Source organism: Collinsella sp. Sow4_D11 (assembly GCF_052116465.1).
Taxonomy (GTDB): domain Bacteria; phylum Actinomycetota; class Coriobacteriia; order Coriobacteriales; family Coriobacteriaceae; genus Collinsella.
Genome location: NZ_JBQKLA010000024.1, coordinates 1 through 22,135 on the forward strand (window position 1 = coordinate 1; position 22,135 = coordinate 22,135).

General features: G+C 61.7%; 17 protein-coding genes. 13 read left to right on the forward strand and 4 right to left on the reverse strand.

What is annotated here, in order from left to right:
* Positions 1 to 458: 458 nt before the first annotated feature.
* From dnaK to ACTQ40_RS08825, 5 genes are all read left to right on the forward strand, one after another.
* Complete coding sequence (gene dnaK / locus ACTQ40_RS08805) at positions 459 to 2,351, forward strand: molecular chaperone DnaK (RefSeq protein WP_154518137.1); 1,893 nt, start codon at positions 459 to 461, stop codon at positions 2,349 to 2,351.
* 2 nt (positions 2,352 to 2,353) lie between these two features.
* A complete protein-coding gene (locus ACTQ40_RS08810; protein WP_441563915.1) occupies positions 2,354 to 3,196 on the forward strand; it encodes a nucleotide exchange factor GrpE in 843 nt (280 codons plus the stop codon).
* A gap of 107 nt (positions 3,197 to 3,303) precedes the next feature.
* A complete protein-coding gene (locus ACTQ40_RS08815; RefSeq protein ID WP_154518131.1) occupies positions 3,304 to 4,269 on the forward strand; it encodes a DnaJ C-terminal domain-containing protein in 966 nt (321 codons plus the stop codon).
* 72 nt (positions 4,270 to 4,341) lie between these two features.
* Positions 4,342 to 4,758 (forward strand): heat shock protein transcriptional repressor HspR, encoded by a 417-nt coding sequence (locus ACTQ40_RS08820; RefSeq protein WP_427719306.1) that lies wholly within the window; start codon positions 4,342 to 4,344, stop codon positions 4,756 to 4,758.
* 450 nt (positions 4,759 to 5,208) lie between these two features.
* Entirely contained in the window at positions 5,209 to 7,509 is a 2,301-nt protein-coding gene (locus tag ACTQ40_RS08825) for a hydratase (protein WP_441563917.1), read from the forward strand.
* Positions 7,510 to 7,665: 156 nt separating this feature from the next.
* Here ACTQ40_RS08825 and ACTQ40_RS08830 read toward each other — a convergent pair whose 3' ends face one another.
* Positions 7,666 to 7,923 carry a hypothetical protein gene (locus tag ACTQ40_RS08830; protein WP_441563919.1) on the reverse strand — a complete coding sequence of 86 codons (258 nt, stop codon included), beginning with the start codon at positions 7,921 to 7,923 and terminating at the stop codon, positions 7,666 to 7,668.
* Positions 7,924 to 8,130: 207 nt separating this feature from the next.
* On the opposite strand from ACTQ40_RS08830, the gene clpB reads away from it, so the two are divergent.
* Together clpB and ACTQ40_RS08840 are read left to right on the forward strand one after the other, a co-directional pair.
* Positions 8,131 to 10,758, forward strand: a complete 2,628-nt coding sequence (clpB, locus tag ACTQ40_RS08835; RefSeq protein WP_154518122.1) for an ATP-dependent chaperone ClpB — start codon at positions 8,131 to 8,133, stop codon at positions 10,756 to 10,758.
* 133 nt (positions 10,759 to 10,891) lie between these two features.
* Entirely contained in the window at positions 10,892 to 11,086 is a 195-nt protein-coding gene (locus ACTQ40_RS08840) for a hypothetical protein (RefSeq protein ID WP_441015380.1), read from the forward strand.
* A 132-nt stretch (positions 11,087 to 11,218) separates the two neighbouring features.
* On the opposite strand, the gene ACTQ40_RS08845 is transcribed toward ACTQ40_RS08840, so the two are convergent.
* The 3 genes from ACTQ40_RS08845 to ACTQ40_RS08855 all read right to left on the reverse strand — a co-directional run bounded on the left by ACTQ40_RS08845 (position 11,219) and on the right by ACTQ40_RS08855 (position 14,671).
* Positions 11,219 to 12,706: a hypothetical protein gene (locus ACTQ40_RS08845; protein ID WP_441563921.1), complete on the reverse strand. Its 1,488-nt coding sequence runs from the start codon at positions 12,704 to 12,706 to the stop codon at positions 11,219 to 11,221.
* A gap of 232 nt (positions 12,707 to 12,938) precedes the next feature.
* Positions 12,939 to 13,946, reverse strand: coding sequence for a DUF5692 family protein (locus ACTQ40_RS08850; RefSeq protein WP_427794084.1), 1,008 nt, complete (start codon positions 13,944 to 13,946; stop codon positions 12,939 to 12,941).
* Positions 13,947 to 14,008: 62 nt separating this feature from the next.
* Positions 14,009 to 14,671 carry a TetR/AcrR family transcriptional regulator gene (locus ACTQ40_RS08855; RefSeq protein ID WP_441560223.1) on the reverse strand — a complete coding sequence of 221 codons (663 nt, stop codon included), beginning with the start codon at positions 14,669 to 14,671 and terminating at the stop codon, positions 14,009 to 14,011.
* A 189-nt stretch (positions 14,672 to 14,860) separates the two neighbouring features.
* Here ACTQ40_RS08855 and ACTQ40_RS08860 point away from each other — a divergent pair, with 189 nt between their 5' ends.
* The 6 genes from ACTQ40_RS08860 (at position 14,861) to ACTQ40_RS08885 (ending at position 21,926) form a co-directional block, all read left to right on the forward strand.
* Positions 14,861 to 17,638, forward strand: coding sequence for an FAD-dependent oxidoreductase (locus ACTQ40_RS08860; RefSeq protein WP_441563923.1), 2,778 nt, complete (start codon positions 14,861 to 14,863; stop codon positions 17,636 to 17,638).
* A 198-nt stretch (positions 17,639 to 17,836) separates the two neighbouring features.
* Positions 17,837 to 18,265: a hydrogenase maturation nickel metallochaperone HypA gene (locus ACTQ40_RS08865; RefSeq protein ID WP_427727363.1), complete on the forward strand. Its 429-nt coding sequence runs from the start codon at positions 17,837 to 17,839 to the stop codon at positions 18,263 to 18,265.
* A gap of 378 nt (positions 18,266 to 18,643) precedes the next feature.
* Positions 18,644 to 19,633 carry a PTS sugar transporter subunit IIB gene (locus ACTQ40_RS08870; protein ID WP_154518426.1) on the forward strand — a complete coding sequence of 330 codons (990 nt, stop codon included), beginning with the start codon at positions 18,644 to 18,646 and terminating at the stop codon, positions 19,631 to 19,633.
* 18 nt (positions 19,634 to 19,651) lie between these two features.
* Positions 19,652 to 20,470, forward strand: a complete 819-nt coding sequence (locus ACTQ40_RS08875; RefSeq protein WP_055285302.1) for a PTS mannose/fructose/sorbose transporter subunit IIC — start codon at positions 19,652 to 19,654, stop codon at positions 20,468 to 20,470.
* 16 nt (positions 20,471 to 20,486) lie between these two features.
* Complete coding sequence (locus tag ACTQ40_RS08880) at positions 20,487 to 21,407, forward strand: PTS system mannose/fructose/sorbose family transporter subunit IID (protein ID WP_154518429.1); 921 nt, start codon at positions 20,487 to 20,489, stop codon at positions 21,405 to 21,407.
* A gap of 120 nt (positions 21,408 to 21,527) precedes the next feature.
* Complete coding sequence (locus ACTQ40_RS08885; protein WP_427719318.1) at positions 21,528 to 21,926, forward strand: DUF956 family protein; 399 nt, start codon at positions 21,528 to 21,530, stop codon at positions 21,924 to 21,926.
* Positions 21,927 to 22,135 lie beyond the last annotated feature (209 nt).

Below are 22,135 nucleotides of genomic sequence, written 5' to 3' on the forward strand. Positions count from 1 at the left end.
TCAACTCCGAGCGGGCAAGCGACGCGCTCGGTGGCGCGACACCGGACGACTACCGGTCGTCGCTGGGGATGGCCGCGATTTAGCGGTCCAGGAAATCGTCCGCAGTCCCGCTCTCAAAACGGGATACGGTTTCCGGTTGAGCCTTCAGACAGAAACTACGACCCGGAATCCACACTCAAACCGGGACGAGCTTTCCGTAAAGCAGCCCCAGGCACCCCCGGCCCAGACCTCAGCCATCTCTACATAGATCTCGATAGATTTGCCGAGAACTCAATCAGCGCATCTACCTGCGCATTCGAGAACCTAAACTCTAAGTGATAAGAAATCTTATATGAATTGACTTAGATTTTGTATATTCCGGTCCATAAGGGGATACACTACATCCTGAAAGACAAACCGAAAGACCGCTTGGCAGACCGCCGAGTCGGTGCAAACGCACAAGAGAGAGGGAATTTCTAATGGGCAAGATTCTTGGTATCGACCTTGGTACTACTAACTCCGCAATGGCCGTTCTCGAGGGCGGTTCTCCGACCATCATCGTGAACGCCGAGGGCGACCGCACCACCCCGTCTGTCGTGGGCTTCCGTGCCGACGGCGATCGCGTCGTGGGCAAGGCCGCTAAGAACCAGGCGGTCACCAACCCCAAGAACACCGTGTTCTCCATCAAGCGCTTCATGGGCCGCAAGTACTCCGAGTGCACCTCCGAGCTCAAGACCGTGCCGTATGAGGTCAAGGAGGGCCAGGGTGGCCGTGCCGTCGTCGACATCGAGGGCAAGGAATACACCGCCGAGCAGGTGAGCGCCATGACGCTCGCAAAGATGAAGGCCGACGCCGAGAAGTATCTGGGCGAGACCGTCACCGACGCCGTCATCACCGTCCCGGCCTACTTCAACGACGCCCAGCGCCAGGCCACCAAGGACGCCGGTAAGATCGCCGGCCTCAACGTTAAGCGTATCGTCAACGAGCCGACCGCTGCCGCTTTGGCCTATGGCCTGGACAAGCAGGGCTCCGACCAGCGCATCCTGGTCTTCGACCTGGGCGGCGGTACCTTCGACGTCTCCATCCTCGACCTCGCCGACGGCGTGTTTGAGGTTCTGTCCACCTCGGGCGACAACCACCTGGGCGGCGACGACTGGGATCAGCGCGTCATCGACTGGATGGCCGATAAGTTCCAGCAGGAGAACGGTGTCGACTTGCGTCAGGACCCCATGGCCCTGCAGCGTCTGAAGGAGGCCGCCGAGAACGCCAAGAAGGAGCTCTCCGCCGCCCAGCAGTCCACTATCAACCTGCCGTTCATCACCATGAACCAGTCCGGCCCGCTGCACCTCAACTACACGCTGACCCGCGCCGAGTTCGAGAAGATCACCCGCGACCTGCTCGAGCGCTGCAAGCAGCCTGTCACCAACGCCCTGCGCGACGCTAACCTTAAGCTCTCCGATCTGACCGAGGTCATCCTCGTCGGCGGCTCCACCCGTATGCCCGCCGTCCAGGAGCTCGTCAAGACCATGACCGGCAAGCAGCCCAACATGTCCGTGAACCCCGACGAGGTCGTTGCCGACGGCGCTGCCGTCCAGGGCGGCGTGCTCACCGGCGACGTCGAGGGCATCCTGCTGCTCGACGTTACCCCGCTGTCGCTGGGCGTCGAGACCATGGGCGGCATCATGACCAAGATGATCGACCGCAACACCACGATTCCGACCTCAAAGACCGAGGTCTACTCCACCGCTGCCGACAACCAGACCAGCGTCGAGATCAACGTGCTCCAGGGCGAGCGCGAGCTTGCCCGCGACAACAAGTCGCTCGGTAAGTTCCAGCTGACCGGTATCCCGGCTGCCCGCCGCGGCGTGCCGCAGATCGAGGTCACCTTCGACATCGACGCCAACGGAATCGTCAAGGTTTCCGCTAAGGACAAGGGCACCGGCAAGGAGCAGCAGATCACCATCTCCGGCTCCACCGCTCTGTCCGACGAAGAAGTCGATCGTATGGTCAAGGACGCCGAGGCTCATGCCGAGGAGGACAAGAAGCAGAAGGAAGAGGTCGAGGTCCGCAACCAGACCGACAGCCTGTGCTACTCCACCGAGCAGACCCTCAACGAGCTGGGCGACAAGGTTTCCGCCGACGTGAAGTCCAAGGCCGAGGCCGCTATCGCCGATGCCAAGAAGGCGCTCGAGGGCTCTGACGTCGAGGCCATCAAGGCAGCTGGCGAGTCCCTGCAGTCCGTGGCCTACGAGCTGGCTCAGGTTGTCTACGCCGACGCTCAGCAGCAGACCGACGGTGCCGCCGGCGCCCAGCCTGCCGACGATGACGTCGTCGACGCCGACTACGAGGTTGTGGACGACGAGGACAAGTAATCATGTCCGCCCGTAAAGCTCGCACGGAGGCGGCTGCCGTTGGAGCCGCCCCCGTTGACTCTGAGGAGAAGGACGTGAAGATTCCCGTAGAGGCCGTCGACGATACCGAGGCCAACGAGGCCGAGGCCGCCGAGGCTGTCGAGAACCAGGTAGAGGATTCCAACAAGGAGGCGACGATGACCGAGGACGAGATGGTGGAAGCCGCTATCCGCGCCGGTGAGGAAGCCGCCGACAACGACTTTAAGCTCAAGTTCGAGCAGGCCCAGAAGGAGCTTGCCGACGTGCGCAATGAGCTCGATGCTGCGGCAGAGGCTCAGAAGGCTGCCGAGGACAAGGCGAAGGACGCCACCGAGCGCACCGCCCGTCTGCAGGCCGACTGGGAGAACTTCCGTCGCCGCACCGCCAGCGAGCGTATCGCCGAGCGTGAGCGCGCGACCGAGAAGCTTGTCACTGCGCTGCTGCCGGTGGTCGACGATATCGAGCGCGCGATCGACCATGCTCGCAGCCAAGAGCTTTCCGACGACTTTAAGCAGTTCGTCGACGGCGTCGACGCGGTGCATGCCAAGCTACTCGATGTTTTTGCGCACGAGGGCGTTGAGCCCATCGACCCCAAGGGCGAGGCGTTCGATCCGCTCGAGCACCAGGCTGTGGGTCGCGTCGAGGACTCGTCGCAGTACGACGAGACCGTCAACGACGTGTACCAGAAGGGCTACCGCATGGCGGACCGCATCCTGCGTTCCGCGATGGTGACGGTGACCTACGGTGGCGAAAAGCGCCCCGCACCGGAGCCCGAAACGGCGCCCGAGGATGCTGCGGCCGATACGGCCGAGAGCACCGAGGAGTAATTGAGAAGGGCCCCGGGGCAACACCCGGGGCCCTTTCTGGCCTAGTGCCATATGAAAGCATGAACCGCCGCCCGCTGGGCGACGGATAAAACAGGAGAGGAGCTACGATGGCTGCAGGCAAAACCTTCTATGACATCCTGGGCGTATCCAAGAGCGCCTCCGACAAAGAGATCAAGAGCGCGTTTCGCAAGCTCGCGCAAAAATATCACCCTGACGCCGGCGGCGACGAGGCCAAGTTCAAGGAGATCAGCGAGGCCTACGAGACGCTTTCGGACGAGAAGAAGCGCAAAGAGTACGACCAGATGCTCATGTTTGGCGGCATGCCGGGCGCAGGCGGCGCGTATGGCGGCGGCTACGGTGCCGGCGCGGGTGCCAGCGGCTGGGGCGACATCTTCGACAGCATCTTTAGCGGCAACGGCGCTTGGGGCAGCGATTGGGGCTCGGGCTTTGCCGGGGCTGCGGGCGCTGCCGGTGCCGGCGCGGGTCGCAGCCGCGCTCGCAAGGGCGGCGACCTGTCGCTGACCGTCGATGTGACGGCCGAGGACGCGTTTCGCGGCGTGACGCACAAGGTCACCTATCGCATTCCCTCGACAGGCGAGCAGCAGACCATTACGGTCTCGGTGCCCGCGGGCGCGGTCGACGGAGGCAAGCTGCGTTACAAACGTCGCGGCGAGTACGGCGTTGCCGGAGGTGAGCGCGGCGACCTGGTCGTGACCACGCATGTGGAGGAGCACCCGCTGTTTAAGCGTAAAGGTGCCGACGTGACCATGGAGGTACCGGTCTCGGTCTACGAGGCGGCGCTCGGCTGCACGGTGGACGTGCCCACGCCCGGCGGTGCGACGGTTCGTTTGAAAGTGCCTGCGGGTACCCAGACGGGCAAGAAGTTCCGCTTTAAGGAGATGGGGGCGCCCGACGTTAAGCACCGTGGCCGTACGGGCGCGCTGCTCGTCGAGATCAAGGTACAGGTTCCCACGAACCTATCCGATGACGAGCGCGATGCCATGACCAAGCTGCGCGAGGCCGACACGCGCGACTACCGCGAGAAGGTCAACCGTTACAAGGCGACGTTCTAGGGCGGTCGCGGTGCACGCCCACGCCCGCGGGCTTATGATGGACGATAACGAGACGGAAAGGGGTCAGGTAGCATGGCCGAGGACAATAGGAACAAACCGCTGTACATGATCAGCGTGGCGGCCGAGCTGACCGGCATGCATCCGCAGACTCTGCGCGTCTACGAGTCCAAGGGTCTGGTGAACCCCCAGCGCTCGGGCGGCAACACGCGCCTGTATTCGCGTGCCGATATCGAGCGCCTGGAGCTCATCAACCAGCTGACCGACGAGGGCATCAACCTTGCCGGCGTGGTGCGCATCCTCGATATGAAGGAGCGTGCCGAGGAGCGCGAGCGCGAGAACGAAAAGCTCCGCGCCCGCATGCGCCAGCTCGAGGACGAGCTGCACGAGTACAAGATGCAGAAGAAGATCACCTCCCTGGCCCCGCGCGATGGCTCGGTTAATCCCGAACAGGTCATGCGCAAGCTACTGGGAGCCGGCGGGGATCTCTAGGTTCCGCCGTTCTAACGAACGGCGGACCGGTCGACGCTGCGCGCCGCCCAGAGCGACAATTTGTCATTCAAAAGGCAAGGCATGACCAGAAGGTCTATGCCTTGCCTTTTTCATGCCAACTTGTTCGCTCTGGGCGGCGCTCGCTGTCCGTCCTCTACCTGCGGCGTTGCCATGGTCCGGATGCAGTAGTCGTTGGTAGTCATTGGGGCCCGCTCGCTGTCGTTGCCAAAGCATCGGCGTTGTTATAGGTAGTCATTGGGGACGTTCTTAAATGACTAGTCGAAAGGGACGCTCTTGCACCAAATCTGCTGACCCACATCGGGCTGTCCTGTACTTTACCGAGATAAAGTGAACGTGCAGATTCGTAACCCACTCGCAACCGTTCTATGGCACGATATTGAACGAATGTATGCTATGCGCCCAAATCTTTTGGGCAGAGTGGGAGACAGAATGGTCAAGCTGTACGAGGACGGCATCTACCTGCGCGGCGGCAGCGAGGTTGTGCCTGCGGCCGAGGCTGCCGAGCGCGGTATTACGCAGACGCCCGAGGATGCCAAGCGCGGCACCATCGCGTATTCGATCCTCCAGGCACACAATACGTCCGGCGACCCCGAGGCGCTCAAGATTCGCTTCGATGCCATGGCGAGCCACGACATCACCTTCGTCGGCATCATCCAGACGGCGCGCGCCTCGGGCATGGAGCAGTTCCCGCTGCCCTACGTGCTCACCAACTGCCATAACTCGCTGTGCGCCGTGGGCGGCACCATCAACGAGGACGACCACGTCTTTGGCCTTTCCGCGGCCAAAAAGTACGGCGGCATCTTCGTTCCGCCGCACATCGCCGTCATCCACTCCTTTATGCGCGAGAACTTCGCCGGTTGCGGCAAGATGATCCTGGGCTCCGACTCGCACACACGCTATGGCGCCCTGGGCACCATGGCCGTGGGCGAGGGCGGCGGCGAGCTGGCAAAGCAGTTGCTGCGCGACACCTACGACGTTGCCTATCCCGGCGTCGTCGCTATCTACCTCACGGGCGCCCCGCGTCCCGGCGTCGGCCCGCACGACGTGGCGCTCGCCATCATCCGTGCCGTCTTTGCCAAGGGCTATGTCAAGAACAAGGTCATGGAGTTTGTGGGCCCCGGCATCGCGAGCATGACGACCGATTACCGCAACGGCGTCGACGTCATGACCACCGAGACCACCTGCCTGTCGAGCATCTGGGCCACCGACGAGGACACGCACGCGTTTTTGGCCATGCACGGTCGCGGCGACGACTACCGCGAGCTCAAGCCCGCCGATGTCGCCTACTACGACGGTTGCGTCGAGGTCGATCTGTCGAGCATCAAGCCCATGATCGCGCTGCCATTCCATCCTTCCAACGGCTTTGAGATCGAGGAGCTCAACGAGAGCCTCGAGGACATCCTGCATGAGGTGGAGCTCGAGGCCGCCAAGATCGGCGAGGGCAAGACGCACTTTAGCCTGCTCGACAAGATCGTCGACGGCAAGCTGCACGTGCAACAGGGCGTTATCGCCGGCTGCTCGGGCGGCAACTACGACTCCGTGGTCCAGGCTGCCCGCGTGCTCAAGGGCGCCAACACCGGCTGCGGCGAGTTCTCGCTATCGGTCTATCCCACGAGCCAGCCCGTGGCACTCGAACTTACGCGCCGTGGCTATATCTACGACCTTATGGAGGCCGGCGCGATCGTGCGCACGGCGTTCTGCGGTCCGTGCTTTGGCGCCGGCGACACGCCTGCCAACAACGGCCTGTCCATCCGCCACACCACGCGCAACTTCCCCAACCGCGAGGGTTCCAAGCCGGGCAATGGTCAGCTGAGCGCCGTGGCCCTAATGGACGCTCGCTCCATTGCGGCGACAGCTGCCAACGGCGGCGTCCTGACGCCGGCGACCGACCTGCCCGAGGAGACTTGGGACGAGGCCTGCGAGTACACCTTTGATGACGCGCCGTACAAAAAGCGCGTGTACTGGGGCTTTGGCAAGGCAGAGCCTGCCGACGAGCTGGTCGAAGGCCCCAACATCAAGCCGTGGCCCGCGATGGAGCCTCTCGGCGACGATATCCTGCTCAAGGTGTGCTCCAAGATCATGGACCCGGTCACCACGACCGACGAGCTCATTCCCTCGGGCGAGACGAGCTCCTTCCGCTCCAACCCGCTGGGCCTGGCAGAGTTTACGCTCAGCCGCCGCGATCCGGCCTACGTGGGTCGTTCCAAGGAGGTCGACGCCGTGGAGAAGCGCCGCGTTGCCGGCGAGGCGGCGGGCGATCTGGCGGCACTCGATGCCGAGCTTGCCGGCGTGTTTGAGGCGCTGGCCGGCGCCGGCGTCGTGGCCGATTCCAAGGCGACCGAGTACGGCTCCATGCTCTATGCCAAGAAGCCCGGTGACGGTTCTGCCCGCGAGCAGGCCGCGAGCTGCCAGCGCGTGATTGGCGGTCTGGCCAACATCGTCCACGAGTACGCCACCAAGCGCTATCGCTCCAATGTGATGAACTGGGGCATGGTGCCCTTCCAGATGGAGGCCGAGCCCAACTTTGAGGTGGGCGACTACGTCTTCGTGCCGGGTATCCGTGCCGCGCTCGATGGCGATCTGCAGAACATCGCCGCCTACGTGGTGCGCGCCGACGGCACGGTCGATCAGATTGAGCTCTATATTGCCGATATGACGGCTGAGGAGCGTGCCATCGTCAAGGCCGGCTGCCTGATCAACTACAACAAGTTCAAGGCCGCTGCCGAGTAACGCACTTAATTGTCCGCCCGGGGTTTATCCTTTCCCGCCCGCTCACGCGCTTCGCGAGGGTCGCGTTCGGGAAAGGATAAGCCCCGGGCTACATTTCTGCGTTCTCGTTGGGTCTTGAGGGACGCTAATAAATAGACTTGCTTGATGCCGCCTCTGTTAATGGGGCGGCTTCTTTTTGTCGAGAACCGCCACAAAGGGGGCAGGCACCTTTGTGATGGTCCCGTTTGTCTCGATCTGTATCATCTTGGCTGCTAAAAGTGGGCCTGGTGTTACAGATTTAGATTTTCGATTCGGGTGTCTTCTGTTCGTCTCGATTTGTAACAGATAGAGCTCTATTTGCCGAGTAGATGTTACAGATTGAGACAAACGGGCGCCGCTGGCCATTTCATCTTGATTTGTAACATCTGGAGCCATAAACAGCCGCTAGATGTTACAGATTGAGATAGTAAGGGGACGAGACCGCAGCGGGCGAGCGTGCCTGCTCCCTATCTCTTAATCACTCAGAAAATCTTATATATAGAGACTTAGATTTGTGTATAAGATCGTACAAAGCTGGCAACAATACTTCTCGGACAACGTGAAGCCGCCCCGTAGGGCGGCCGCCCCAAGAGAGGTGATTCCATGAGAATCGATAAGCTAGCAATGACGTCGCGCGAGGCGTTGCAGACCGCCATGAGCACGGCTGCCGACGCACAGGCCGGCGCGGTGGAGCCGATTCACCTGCTGTCCGCCCTGCTCGGTGCCGGCGAGCGCAATATCTCCGTGATTATCGAGCGCATCGGCGCCGACCCAGCCCAGCTTGCACACTCCACGCAAGATGCCATCGACCGCGCACCCAAGGTTTCGGGCGAGGGCCAGCAGATGGGCCTGTCCAACGAGCTCGTCCGTGTCATCGAGAAGGCCGAGAAAAAGGCCACCAAGATGGGCGACAGCTTTGTAGTGACCGAGCATCTGCTGATGGCGCTTGCCGAGGACAAAGGTGAGGCGGGCCGCGTGCTGCGCGACGCCGGCGTTACCAAGGAGCGTATCGAGCAAGTCTACGAGGAGCTGCGCGGCGATGACCGCGTGACGTCCGCCGAGGACAAGACCCAGTTTGAGGCACTGGAGCAGTACGGCCGCAACATCTGCGACCTGGCCCGTGCCGGCAAGCTCGACCCGGTCATCGGCCGTACCGACGAGATCCGTCGTACTATCCAGGTCCTGTCCCGTCGCACCAAGAACAACCCTGTGCTCATCGGTGAGCCGGGTGTCGGCAAGACGGCCATCGTCGAGGGCATCGCCCAGCGTATCGTGGCCGGCGACGTGCCGAGCACGCTGCGCGACCGCGACCTCATCGAGCTCGACATGAGCGCGCTGGTCGCCGGTGCCAAGTACCGCGGCGAGTTCGAGGACCGCTTGAAGGCCGTGCTCAAGGAAGTGCAGAAGTCCGAGGGCAAGGTCATCCTGTTCATCGATGAGCTCCACACCATTGTGGGCGCGGGTGCCACCGAGGGCTCCATGGACGCCGGCAACATCCTCAAACCGGCGCTCGCCCGTGGCGACCTGCACGCGATCGGCGCGACCACGCTCGACGAATACCGCAAGTACATCGAGAAGGACGCGGCGCTCGCCCGTCGTTTCCAGACCGTTATGGTCTCCGAGCCTACCGTCGAGGACACCATCTCGATTCTGCGTGGCCTCAAGGAGAAGTACGAGATCTTCCACGGCGTGCACATTACCGATAGCGCGCTCGTGGCCGCCGCCGACCTCTCCGATCGCTACATCGCCGACCGCTTCCTGCCCGACAAGGCCATCGACCTGGTCGATGAGGCGGCAAGCCGCCTGCGCATGGAGCTCGACAGCATGCCGGTCGAGATCGACGCCACCACGCGTCAGCTCACCCAGCTGCAGATTGAGGAGCAGGCGCTCATGAAGGAGACCGACGACGCCTCCAAGGAGCGTCTGGAGACCCTGCGCCAGGAAATCGCCGAGGTCCAGGAAAAGCTCAACGTGCAAAAGGCCGGTTGGCTCAACCAAAAGAACGCCATCGACCATGTGCAGGAGCTCAAGGGCCAGCTCGATGAGGCCAAGAGCGAAGAGGAACGTGCGACGCGCAACGGAGACTTGGGCCGTGCGTCCGAGCTGCGTTACTCCGTGATTCCGGGTCTGCAGCAGCAGATTCAGGATTCCGAGGCCGCGCTCGAGGCACAAAAGCAGCAGGACGGTGAAGGCCTCAACGAGCAGGTGACCTCCGATGAGATCGCCGAGGTCGTGAGTGCCTGGACCGGCGTGCCCGTGTCCAAGATGATGCAGGGCGAGCTCGACAAGCTGAAGGGCCTGGAGGGTGAGCTGCATAAGCGCGTCATCGGCCAGGACGAGGCCGTCTCCGCCGTCGCCGCGGCCGTGCGCCGTAGCCGTGCGGGCCTCTCCGATCCGGACAAGCCCATCGGCAGCTTCTTCTTCCTGGGCCCCACCGGCGTGGGCAAGACTGAGCTCGCCAAGGCACTTGCCGAGTGCCTGTTCGACGACGAGCGCGCGCTCGTGCGTATCGACATGTCCGAGTACATGGAGAAGTTCAGCGTCCAGCGTCTGATCGGTGCGCCTCCGGGATACGTGGGCTACGACGAGGGCGGGCAGCTCACCGAGGCCGTGCGCCGTCGTCCGTACTCCGTGATTTTGCTCGACGAGATGGAGAAGGCTCACCCGGATGTCTTCAACGTGCTGCTGCAGGTGCTCGACGACGGTCGTCTGACCGATGGTCAGGGTCGTCAGGTGTCCTTCAAGAACACGATCATCATCATGACGTCCAACGTGGGCTCCAAGGCTATCGCCGATCTTTCGGGCAAGGACGAGGAGGAGATGCGCCATCAGGTTGACGCGGCCATGGCTCAGACTTTCCGTCCCGAGTTCCTCAACCGTATCGACGATATCGTGGTGTTCCATCCGCTCGGCATGGCGCAGATCGAAAAGATCGTCGATATTCAGCTCGCCGACGTCCGCGCACGTCTGGCCAAGGAGCGCATGACGCTTGCCATCACCCCGGCGGCCAAGCAGATGCTCGCCGTGGGCGGTCTGGACCCGGTCTTTGGTGCCCGTCCGCTCAAGCGTCTGGTGCAGCGCGAGGTCGTGGACGCCATCGCCGCCGCTATCATCGACGGTACGGTGCGCGAGGGCGATCAGGTGACGGTTGACGTCGACAAGGACGGTGCCTTTACCGTCGTGTGCGATAACACGCCGTCTGCCACCTACGAGGTGCCCGACGCCGAGTAGATTGTTGGGCCATGCCTTAAAATCTACCTTTTGAGCCAAACGCCAAGGGCGGCGGATCCAATTGGGTCCGCCGCCCTTTTTCGTGCGACAATCGATGATGTTGAACGTGAGTACATGGCAAGGAGCTATGCAGATGAAAGACGAGAACGAGACGAACGCACCGGCGCCTGAGTCAGCGCCCGCCGCACCCAAGCCTGAGCCTAAGCCGGCACCCAAGCCGCGCGACCCCTACATCCGTGCCGAGAACGAGGACGACGACGGCTACGATCCCTACAGCGATCGCCGCCCCGAGCGCGAGCCGATGTTCGAAGCCGATCCGTGGCGCTAACTCCTGCAGGGTAGCTAATTTGGGACGGGGCTTTTTTAGCTGCCCCGGCTGGTAATGTGCCGGTTTAGTCGATTAACGGTCGGGGCAGCTAAAAAAGCCCCGTCCCAAATTAGCTACCCTCGCTGCGGACGGCTAGTCTTGGGCCTTGATGCTTGGCATCAGAATCTGGGCGAGGTAGTCGGTCTCGAGTTTGGTCGCGGCGTCTGCCTTGCCGTCTTTGTCGACCAGTACGTTCTTGATCTGGCTATAGGTATAGCGGTTGCCGGTTGTGAGCTCGACAAGCTCGATGGCCGTGTCCATGGGGTAGGTCGACACGGGGTCTTGCGTGCGCCCGTTGATGGTCTGGGGCACCACATACGGATAGACGGGGCCGCTGGCGTAGACCGTGTAGCCGTTGCCAAGGCTTGCCGCACCTAAAACCGTATCGCCCTTATCGGGCGTAAAGCTCTCGCCGTCGCGCACTGCGACAAGCGTCGCGATCGGCGTATTGCTGTCGCTGGCAAGATAGATGCACAGCGTATTGCCGTTTTGCCAAGTCGCGACTTTGCCGTACCACTCAACGGGAATATCGAGCTGATACAGGTTCGTTGCCTTATGCCGAGCATCGGCGTCGCGGGCCGCCTGCGCCTCGCGGGAACTCATGGCATTGACGGCGGCGTCACGGCGCGCGGTTGCCGCCTGCTGGAGCACCTTTGCGACCGCGGCAGAGCTCGCGCCGCCCTCCTCGGCGTACTTGGCCGCGGCATCGATCTGGTCGTCGGTCACCGTGTCTGCCGAAGGTACCTTAAGCTTAAAGGATGCCTGAGCGCTCAGGTCCTGCCCGTCGCTCTTTACGCTAACCTGCGCCTTGGTGGTCGGCACGGTGTAAATGGTACCGTCAGCTGCGATGGGGGACCCAGCGATGGAGAGCGTATAGTCGCCAGGCAGCAGCTTAATACCGCGACCGTGCTCATCAACATAGAGCGTCTCGCTCACGGAGGAGCCGTCAGAGTCTTGCCCGCTCACCTGCACGGGAATCTTGGAGCCGGTGGAACAGTCGAGCCCTGCGGCATGTACGCCAATCTGCACCGACATCATGGTGTGGGCGTTGACGGCAGCGACGGCGGCCTGTTCTTGTTGGTATCCGTTCCAAGCGGCATAGCCCGCGCCGCCGGCAACGAGCGCGGCGGCAACGACGCCGGCAACCATCAAATTGCGTCGCTTGGGCGACATCTTGTGATGGCGAGCCTCGGCTTCGCGTGCCGAGGGAACGGACGGCAGGGGAATATCGCCCATGGCGATGGTCTCGTCGACGGCCGGCGCAGAACCCAGGCCAGGAAGCTCGCGGGTGAGCGAGTCATCGGCAGGCAAGCTGCCAAGCAGGGCGGTCTCTTCTCCCGAGGCGGATTCCGACTGGACGTCGTCCTTGCTATCGTCCTCTTCGGCTTCGGCCTCGTCAGAAGCGTCTTTGGCGTCGCTGCCTTCGTCCTCAGTGCCTTCGCGCACCTCGTCCTGCGCGTCGACGGCCAGATCGCTCAACGAGAGCTCGTCTAGCGCAATCCGGTCAAGGCTCTCCAGGGCCTCGGCACATGCTTCCGCATCCTGGGCCGCATCCTCGCGGCCACGTGTCTCATCGCTCATATATCCCCCAATGCAATATCGGCTCAACACTGTACCCAAAAATGGAGCCATATAAAGCGCATGCGAAATATAAGATCCGATTTAACCCGAGCGTATCGTTCAGCCGCATCCTCGCGGCAGCAAAAGGCCCCCGGAACGCGAACGAATCACGCTTCGGGGGCTCTGCAGTGCGTTGAGTTGCGCGGAGCCGGCTATGCCGCTTCGTGCTCAAGCGATGTTTGCGTCAGGCGCGTTACTCGGCGTGCGCGTAATCAACCTTGGCGCGGCGAGCGGTAGCCTTCTCCCAATCGCTGGTGCCCTCAAAGACATCCTGCTTGTAGGGGTTGCGGCCGAGCTTCTTGGCACGGTAGGCGACGTAGATGATCGCGGCGATGTTGGCGACCAGTGCGACGATCGAGACCGCGGTGGCGGCGTTGGGGTCGAGCGTGGAGTGCGTCACAAAGATGGACTCCTCCTGGAAGTAGGGGAACACCTGGGCAAACATGCACCAAATGGCCAGCGTAAAGGCGCGGTTCTGGATCCAGCCGCCCTTGTTCCAGATAAAGGCGGCGACGGTGGGCGCCAGCAGCAGCGCAAAGCCGCAGAACCAGGAGTGGGTGGGCAGGCAGTTGTAGGTGTAGCAGAAGTTCCAGATGTCGTAGGCGATGATGTAGACCCAGGTCATGTCGGGCCACAGCATGTCGGTCTTGTCCTCGGAGGCGTAGACGCTCCACCAACCGGTCATGCAGAAGATGTTGATGATGCCCGCGATGCCGTTGAACACGTTGTTCCAGCCGGCCAGCTGCGTAGCACCTTCGGAGGTGACCCAGGTGGACTCGCCCAGGACAAAGAAGTGATAGGCGCTCTCAAAGTCGGACACAACGGCGATCAAGATGTTGATGGCGACGATCACAAACGGCCATGCGCGGAACCAATGCGCCTTGCCGATCTTGCCCCACTGGTACTTAATGGCAATGAAGCCCCAGCAGCCGGCCAGCGCCGCGTATACCTTGGCGTAATGGAACCAGCTGTTCTGGTATACATGGGTGGGGTTGGTGAGCGCCCACTCGGCACCCTGCGAAACGCCGACGGCGATGGCGATGCAGTAGATGGTCATGGCCAGCGGAGCCACGCCAAAGATGATGGCCGCGCCGAGCTTGGTACGGCGGCCGACCTCGTTGAGTACGATCAAGCCGATAAAGACCATCGCCCAGCCGGCCCAGTGGATAAGGGTATCGCTACCCCAAACATCGAACAGCATGCTGCTCTCCTTTCATACGCCCGCGGCCCCTCTTCCGTCGCGGGCAGTTTGGCCAAATGTCATCAGTTCCTGGGCTTGCGCTCGGAATACTTGGCGGTGTAGCCCTCGATGTGGAGTGTCGAGGCGATAATCTCCTTAACCGTCTCGTCGGGCACATCGGGGTGCGTGCGGATGTACATCAACAGCCCCATGATGAGGGTGTAAAACGTCTCGTAGACATGGTCGATGCGCAGGTCATGATGGGCGACAAAGTCCACCACGGTGGTGTCGCAGATGTATTGCGCCACGCGCTGGACCACGTTGTGCAGAAAGCCGCCGTAGAGCGCGCCGCTGCTCGAGGTGAGCGTGCTCGGCAGCTCGTGGCCGCTCACAACCAGGCGCTTAAAGAGCGGGGCGACGGTGTCAAGTGCGCCCTCGATATCACCGACGATGCGGCTGGCATTCCACTGCTCGAGCTCGGAGATAAAACCGTCGATTGCCTCGTCCATGACGGCGGTGACGGCGGCGTCCATGTCGACGAAGTAGTGGTAGAACAGCGAGCGCGTGCAGCCGGCTCGCTTGGTCACGGCCGAGACGGATAGATGGGACACGCCCAGCTCGGAGCTCACGGCGCGCACGGCGGCGAGAATCTCGCGACGGCGCTCGTCACCTGTCAGGCGCTTTGCCGCGCTGTCGGGCGTGGGGACGGCGTCGGCCACAGGGGTGTTCGCTGCGTTATCGCTCATGCGCTTGCCGCCTTTCATCCGTTTGGGCCCGACCGTTCGCCTAATAGTCTTGAATATTGTTGACGGTTCGTCAATACTATTTTTGACATAATGTCAACAATGGCGGGTGAACGGCATGGGGGCATGCCCGGCCTGCAAAAAAGAGGGGCGCTGCGGCCTCGTCGGGCTGCGGCAAGAGAAGGGACAACCATGATTCTCAACGGACCGGGAATTAGCTACACCGAGCCCGACATCGGTTCGGAGTTTGTGCCGCCGCTGCCGGAGCATCCGCGCGAGGCCATTGTCAAGCTGTGCGAGCATTGCACCAACCGTCTGCTGCATCGCGACGTGCTGCTGGGCTACGAGTACTGGTCGTTTGCCGAGGCCGCAACCGACGAGCAGGCCGAAGTGCTCTGCAAGATGAAGATGCGCCGTCCCTATACGCTGCCCGAGATGGTCAAGCTCACCGGCATGCCCGAGGCCCAGATCGAGAAGATGCTCGACGACATGAGCTACACGGGTCTGCTCGAGTACAACTGGGAAAATCCCGAGCGCGCCAAGCAGTGGGTACTGCCCATGCTGGTACCGGGTTCCGCCGAGTTCCTCAACATGCGCGTGAACCAGCTCGAGGAGCATCCGGTCTATGCCAAGTTCTTTGAGCAGGCGTCCAAGGGGCCGCTGTCCAAAGCCACGCCGATGGTGCCGCCCGGAGGCGCCGGCATCGGCATGCACGTCATTCCGGTCGAGAAGGCTATCGATGCTTCGAGCACCTCGGTGCCGATCGAGCATATCGAGCATTGGCTCGACAAATACGAGGGCAAATATGCCGCCAGCACCTGCAGCTGCCGCGCGAGCCGTCGTGTGATGGGCGAGGGCTGTGCCGACGACCCCGCCGACTGGTGCATTGCCGTGGGCGATATGGCCGACTATGTGGTTGAGACCGACCGCGGCCATTATGTGACGCGTGAGGAGGTCTATGACATCTTGCGCCAGGCCGAGGACAACGGCTTTGTGCACCAGATCACCAATATCGACGGCGAGAACAAGATCTTCGCCATCTGCAACTGCAACGTCAACGTGTGCTACGCCCTGCGCACCTCGCAGCTGTTCAACACGCCCAACCTGTCGCGCTCGGCCTATGTCGCCAAGGTCGAGAAGGACAAGTGCGTAGCCTGCGGTCGCTGCGTTGAGGTGTGCCCGGCTGGTGCCGTCAAGCTCGGCCAGAAGCTCTGCAGCAAAAAGGCCGGCGGACAGGTGCCCGAGTATCCGCGCCAGGAGCTGCCCGATGCCACCAAGTGGGACCACACCAAGTGGTCGCCCAACTACCGCAACGACAACCGCATCGAGACACACGATTCCGGCACCGCGCCCTGCAAGACGGCCTGCCCCGCGCACATTGCCGTTCAGGGCTATCTGAAGCTCGCGGCGCAGGGCCGCTATGACGAGGCGCTAGCGCTCATCAAGCGCGAGAACCCGCTGCCCGCTATCTGCGGCCGTGTGTGCAATCGCCGCTGCGAGGATGCCTGCACCCGCGGTCGCGTGGACGAGGCCGTGGCCATCGACGAGGTCAAGAAGTTTATCGCCCAGCGCGATCTGGATGCCGCGACCCGCTATGTCCCACCTGTGGTGACCCCGACGCGTGCCGGCGGCTTCGACCAGAAGATCGCCATCATCGGTGCCGGTCCGGCCGGCCTGTCCTGCGCTTTCTACCTGGCCGAGAAGGGCTACAAGCCCGTCGTGTTCGAGAAGAATGAGCGCCCGGGCGGCATGCTCACCTATGGCATTCCCAGCTTTAAGCTGCAGAAGGATGTTATCGAGGCCGAGGTCGAGGTCATTCGCCTGATGGGCGCCGAGTTCCGCTATGGCGTGGAGGTCGGTCGCGATGTGACGCTCGACGAGCTGCGCGAGCAGGGCTTTAAGGCCTTTTATGTTGCCATTGGCTGCCAGGGCGGCCGCCTCGCCGGTATTCCGGGCGAGGATGCCGAGGACGTGACCGTGGCCGTCGACTTTTTGCGCAAGGTCAACAGTGGCAAGATCGACGCGCTGTCCGGCCGCACCATCGTGGTGGGCGGCGGCAACGTGGCTATCGACGTCGCGCGCAACGCCTGCCGTCTGGGTTCCGAGCACGTTGAGATATTCTGCCTGGAGAGCGAGGCCCAGATGCCCGCCAGCGAGGAGGAGCGTCGCGAGGCCGTTGAGGACGGCGCCCACATCAGCTGCGGCTGGGGCCCCAAGGAGGTCCATCTGGACGAGGCCGGTCGTGTGTGCGGTATCACCTTCAAGCGCTGCACGCGTGTCTTTGACGACGAGGGCCGTTTTGCGCCCGAGTACGACGAGAACGACCTGCGTCGTGTCGACGCCGACCGCGTGGTCATGTCGATCGGTCAGTCCATCGTGTGGGGCGACCTGCTGGCTGGCTCCAAGGTGGAGCTTGGCCGCGGCCAGGGCGCCCTTGCCGATCCTCAGACCTACCAGACCGCCGAGCCCGACATCTTTGTGGGCGGCGACGTCTACACCGGTCCGAGCTTTGCCATCAACGCCATCGCTGCCGGTCACGAGGCCGCCGTGTCCATCCACCGCTTTGTGCAACCGGGCTCCACGCTCACCATCGGCCGCAACCAGCGCCGCTACATCGCGCTCGACCGCGACGATGCCGTGATCGAGAGCTACGACAACGCGACCCGCGAGGTGGCACATGTCGACCGCGAGCGCGAGAAGGCCGCGCCCTTTAGCGAGTACGTCGAGACCTTTACCGAGGAGCAGGTACGCGCCGAGACCGCCCGTTGTCTGGGTTGCGGTGCCTCGATCGTCGACCCCAACAAGTGTATCGGCTGCGGTCTGTGCACCACCAAGTGCGCGTTCGACGCCATCCATCTGGATCGCGACCGCCCCGAGTGCTCCACGATGGTTAAATACGAGCAAAAGCTCCCCAGCTTGGGCAAGTACGCGCTCAAGCGTGCCATCAAGATCAAATTCGGGAAGAAGTAATGAGGCTCCGCCGTTCTAACGAACGGCGGCACTGCCGACGCTGCGCGGCGCCCAGATACCCCATCTTGCCCCTCAACTGCGGCGCCGCGGGCAAAAAGCCCAGCGGACGCCTTGTTTCGGGGCAACCTGGGGCACCTGGATCGCCGCTCGCTGACGTTTGGCTGACATCGCATCAACCGTTGCTGAAAGGTTTCTACCTTGCATGAATTGGGAATCGTCTATCACATTATTCGCGATGTCGAGAACGTGGCGCGTGCCAATGGCGTGAGTCGCGTTTCGAGCGTCACGCTGCTGCTGGGCGAGGTCTCGGGCGTCGTTCCCGACTTGCTGCTCGACGCTTGGCGCTGGGCGGCAGATAAAAAGCCTATCACCGAGGGCGCGGAGCTTATCGTGGAGCCTGTCGAGGCCGTGACGCATTGCGAGGCGTGCGGCCGCGACTATGCGACGGTCGAGCACGGCAGGATCTGTCCCCATTGCGGTAGCGGCGAGACATACCTACTGCAGGGCCAGGAGGTCATGATCAAGCAGATTGAGACCCCCGACGAGGACCCGGCAGACACTGTTCCCGATGACCCCTCCGACGCCCCCGATGCCGTCGACGCTGCCAACCCCCTCCACATCGTCTAGCCCCTAGTCGTTGGGGACGTTCTTGTTTGACTAGTCGTTTAAGAACGTCCCCAATGACTACTTACGTTAGTGCATAAGTCACGCTAATAGTCAAGTTATGTCTGTTTAAACAAAATAACTGCAGTACAAGCGCATTCGCGCTTGCCTAAAATCGATATTAATGACCAGCCTGCTTGTATCTGTAAAATGAATGGCTTGATAAGTGACGCCTTGGCGTGTAATCCGTCAAAAAGCAGTAACGTAATCAACTTGTAACAAACCTAGACGTTTAAACAAATTATCCAATCATTCGCATTTTTCTCTATAATTTTACAGGACGAACAGGTATACTCCTTTCATGTCGTGTAGGAAATACGTAGACAAAGAGGAGGTTATGTGATGGTAAGTATTGTTCTTGCTAGCCACGGGGACTTGGCAGCCGGAATCAAGCAGACGGGCTCGATGGTCTTTGGCGATCAGCCGTCTGTGGCCGTGGTCTCGCTCGAGCCGAGCATGGGCCCCGACGACTTCCGTGCCAAGGTCGAGGAAGCAATCGCTTCCTTCGAGGACCAGGAGCAGGTGCTCTTCCTCGTTGATCTGTGGGGCGGCACGCCGTTCAACCAGATCAGCGGTCTCATCGAGGGCCACGATTCCTGGGCTATCGTCACCGGTGTCAACCTGCCTATGCTCATCGAGGCATATTCGCAGCGCTTTGACGCAAAGAACACTGCACATGCGATCGCAAAACATCTCGTGACTGAGGCTAAGGCTGGCGTGCGCGTCAAGCCCGAGTCTCTGGAGCCCGAGGAGAAGAAGCCGGCCACGGCCGCCGCTGCTCCTGCAGGCGCCATCCCTCCGGGAACGGTCATCGGCGATGGGCACATCAAGATCGCCCACGTCCGTATCGACACCCGTCTGCTGCATGGTCAGGTGGCCACCACGTGGACCAAGCAGATCAACCCCAACCGCATCATCGTGGTTTCCGACGGCGTTGCTCACGACGAGCTCCGCAAGACCATGATCGAGCAGGCTGCCCCTCCGGGAGTCCATGCCAACGTCGTGCCCATCAAGAAGATGGCCGAGGTTGTCAAGGACACGCGCTTTGGTGACACCAAGGCCATGCTGCTCTTTGAGAACCCGCAGGATCTGCTCAAGGCTATCGAGGCCGGCGTCGACATCAAGGAAGTCAACATCGGTTCCATGGCTCACTCCAAGGGCAAGGTCGTCGTCACCAACGCCGTCGCTATGGGCGATGACGACGTTAAGACTCTCGAGGCCCTCAAGGCCAAGGGCGTCAAGTTCGAGGTCCGCAAGGTTCCTTCGGATTCCTCCGAGGATCTCGACGCCATGTTGAAGAAAGCTAAGGCCGAACTGGCCGCTCAAGCATAGTAAAGGAGGGTCCGATACATGTCTGCAATCACTATTCTGCTTGTTGCGATTGTCGCGTTGCTTGCCGGTATGGAAGGCATTCTGGATGAGTTCCAGTTCCATCAGCCGCTCGTGGCATGCACGCTTATCGGTCTCGTAACCGGTCACCTTCAGGAGGGCATCCTCCTGGGCGGTTCGCTCCAGATGATGGCCCTTGGCTGGGCTAACGTCGGCGCCGCCGTCGCACCTGACGCCGCTCTGGCCTCGGTCGCTTCTTCGATCATCATGGTGCTCGCCCTCAACGGTGGCGCTACCGATTCGGCCAAGGCCGTTACCGCCGCCATCGCCGTCGCCGTCCCGCTGTCGGTCGCTGGTCTGTTCCTGACCATGATCTGCCGTACCCTGGCTACCGCTATCGCTCACGCCATGGACGGTTGCGCCGAGAAGGGCGACTTCTCCGGCATCGAGCGCTGGCAGTACGCCGCCATCCTCATGCAGGGCCTTCGTATCGCCATCCCGGCAGTACTTCTGTGCATCATCCCGGCCGAGGCGGTTACCAACGCGCTTAACGCTATGCCCGACTGGCTGTCCGGCGGCATGGCTGTCGGCGGCGGCATGGTCGCCTCCGTCGGTTACGCCATGGTCATCAACATGATGGCCACCAAGGAGACCTGGCCGTTCTTCATCCTCGGCTTTGTCCTTGCTGCCATCCCTCAGCTCACGCTGATCGCTCTTGGCCTCATCGGCATCTCCCTTGCCCTCATCTACCTTGGCCTCAAGGATCTGGCCAAGCAGGGTGGCGGCATGGGCGGTGGCTCCGGTGACCCGCTCGGCGACATTCTGAACGATTACGAGTAGGAGGGGAGTGATACATATGGCAGAGAACAAGATTCAGCTCACCAAGGCTGACCGCAAGAAGGTTTGCTTCCGTCATCAGTTCCTTCAGGGCTCGTGGAACTACGAGCGTATGCAGAATGGCGGCTGGTGCTTCGCAATGATCCCTGCGATCAAGAAGCTCTACACCAGCAAGGACGACCAGATTTCCGCGCTTAAGCGCCACCTGGAGTTCTATAACACCCATCCCTATGTTTCCGCCCCCGTCATTGGTGTTACCCTCGCTCTTGAGGAGGAGCGCGCCAACGGTGCGCCGATCGATGACGTCGCCATTCAGGGCGTCAAGGTCGGTATGATGGGCCCGCTCGCCGGCGTCGGCGACCCCGCCTTCTGGTTCACCCTTCGCCCGATCCTGGGCGCTCTGGGCGCTTCCCTGGCCCTGTCCGGCAGCATCGCCGGTCCGCTGCTGTTCTTCTTCGCGTGGAACATCATCCGTTACGCCTTCCTGTGGTACACGCAGGAGTTTGGCTATAAGGTCGGCTCCTCCATCGCCAAGGACCTCTCCGGCGGTCTGATGGGCAAGGTCACCGAGGGTGCTTCCATCCTGGGTATGTTCATCATCGGCGCCCTGGTCGAGCGCTGGGTGTCCATCTCCTTCACCCCGGTCGTCTCCAAGGTCACGCAGTCTGCCGGCGCCTTCATTGACTGGGCTAACCTGCCTTCCGGTGCCGAGGGCATCAAGGAAGCGCTGACGATGTACAACTCCGTCGGTGCTACCGCCCTTGATCAGGTGAAGGTCACCACGCTTCAGGCTAACCTCGATCAGCTCATCCCCGGCCTTGCTGCCGTGTGCCTGACGCTGTTCGTCTGCAAGCTGCTCAAGAAGAAGGTCAGCCCGATCGTCATCATCCTGGCTCTCTTCGCCGTCGGTATCATCGGTCGCGTTTGCGGCTTCATGTAAGCACGCTTCGGCTTAAGACCGAGAGTTGCTAGGCAAGGGCTTTTGAGCCATTGAAACGGACCGCACCCGGTGGGTACACTGGATGCGGTCCGATTGTTTTATTTGGAGGGCGAGGCGCGCATGGCGCAATCTCAGAACAGCACGGTCGATCTGGCAACACCGGCAACCTGCCTGATGGGGCTTACCAGCCACGGTAACGTGATGGTGGGCAATAAGGCGTTCGAGTATTACAACGAGCGCAATCCCGAGGATTTTATTCAAATTCCGTGGGACGAGGTCGACTATATTGCCGCCGAGGTTTTGCGCGGCACTAAGAAGATCACGCGTTTCGCTATCTTTACCAAGGATAACGGCCACTTTACGTTTTCGACGCGCGACGACAAAGAGACGCTTCGTGCAGTTCGCAAGTACGTCGACGAGGATAAGCTTGTGCGTTCGCCCGACTTTATCGATGTGACGGCCAAGGGCGCCAAGAGCATCCCCTCCGTCATCAAAGGCCTTTTCCACAAAGGCAACTAGTCGCCTGCGACGTTCTTATACGACTAGTCATTTAAGAACGTCCCCAATGACTACCTGTAGCTCTTCGCGGGATTCGCTGGGGAAATATCATCCCAGTTTGAGCGCGGGACTGCGGACGATTTCCTGGACCGCTAAATCGCGGCCATCCCCAGCGACGACCGGTAGTCGTCCGGTGTCGCGCCACCGAGCGCGTCGCTTGCCCGCTCGGA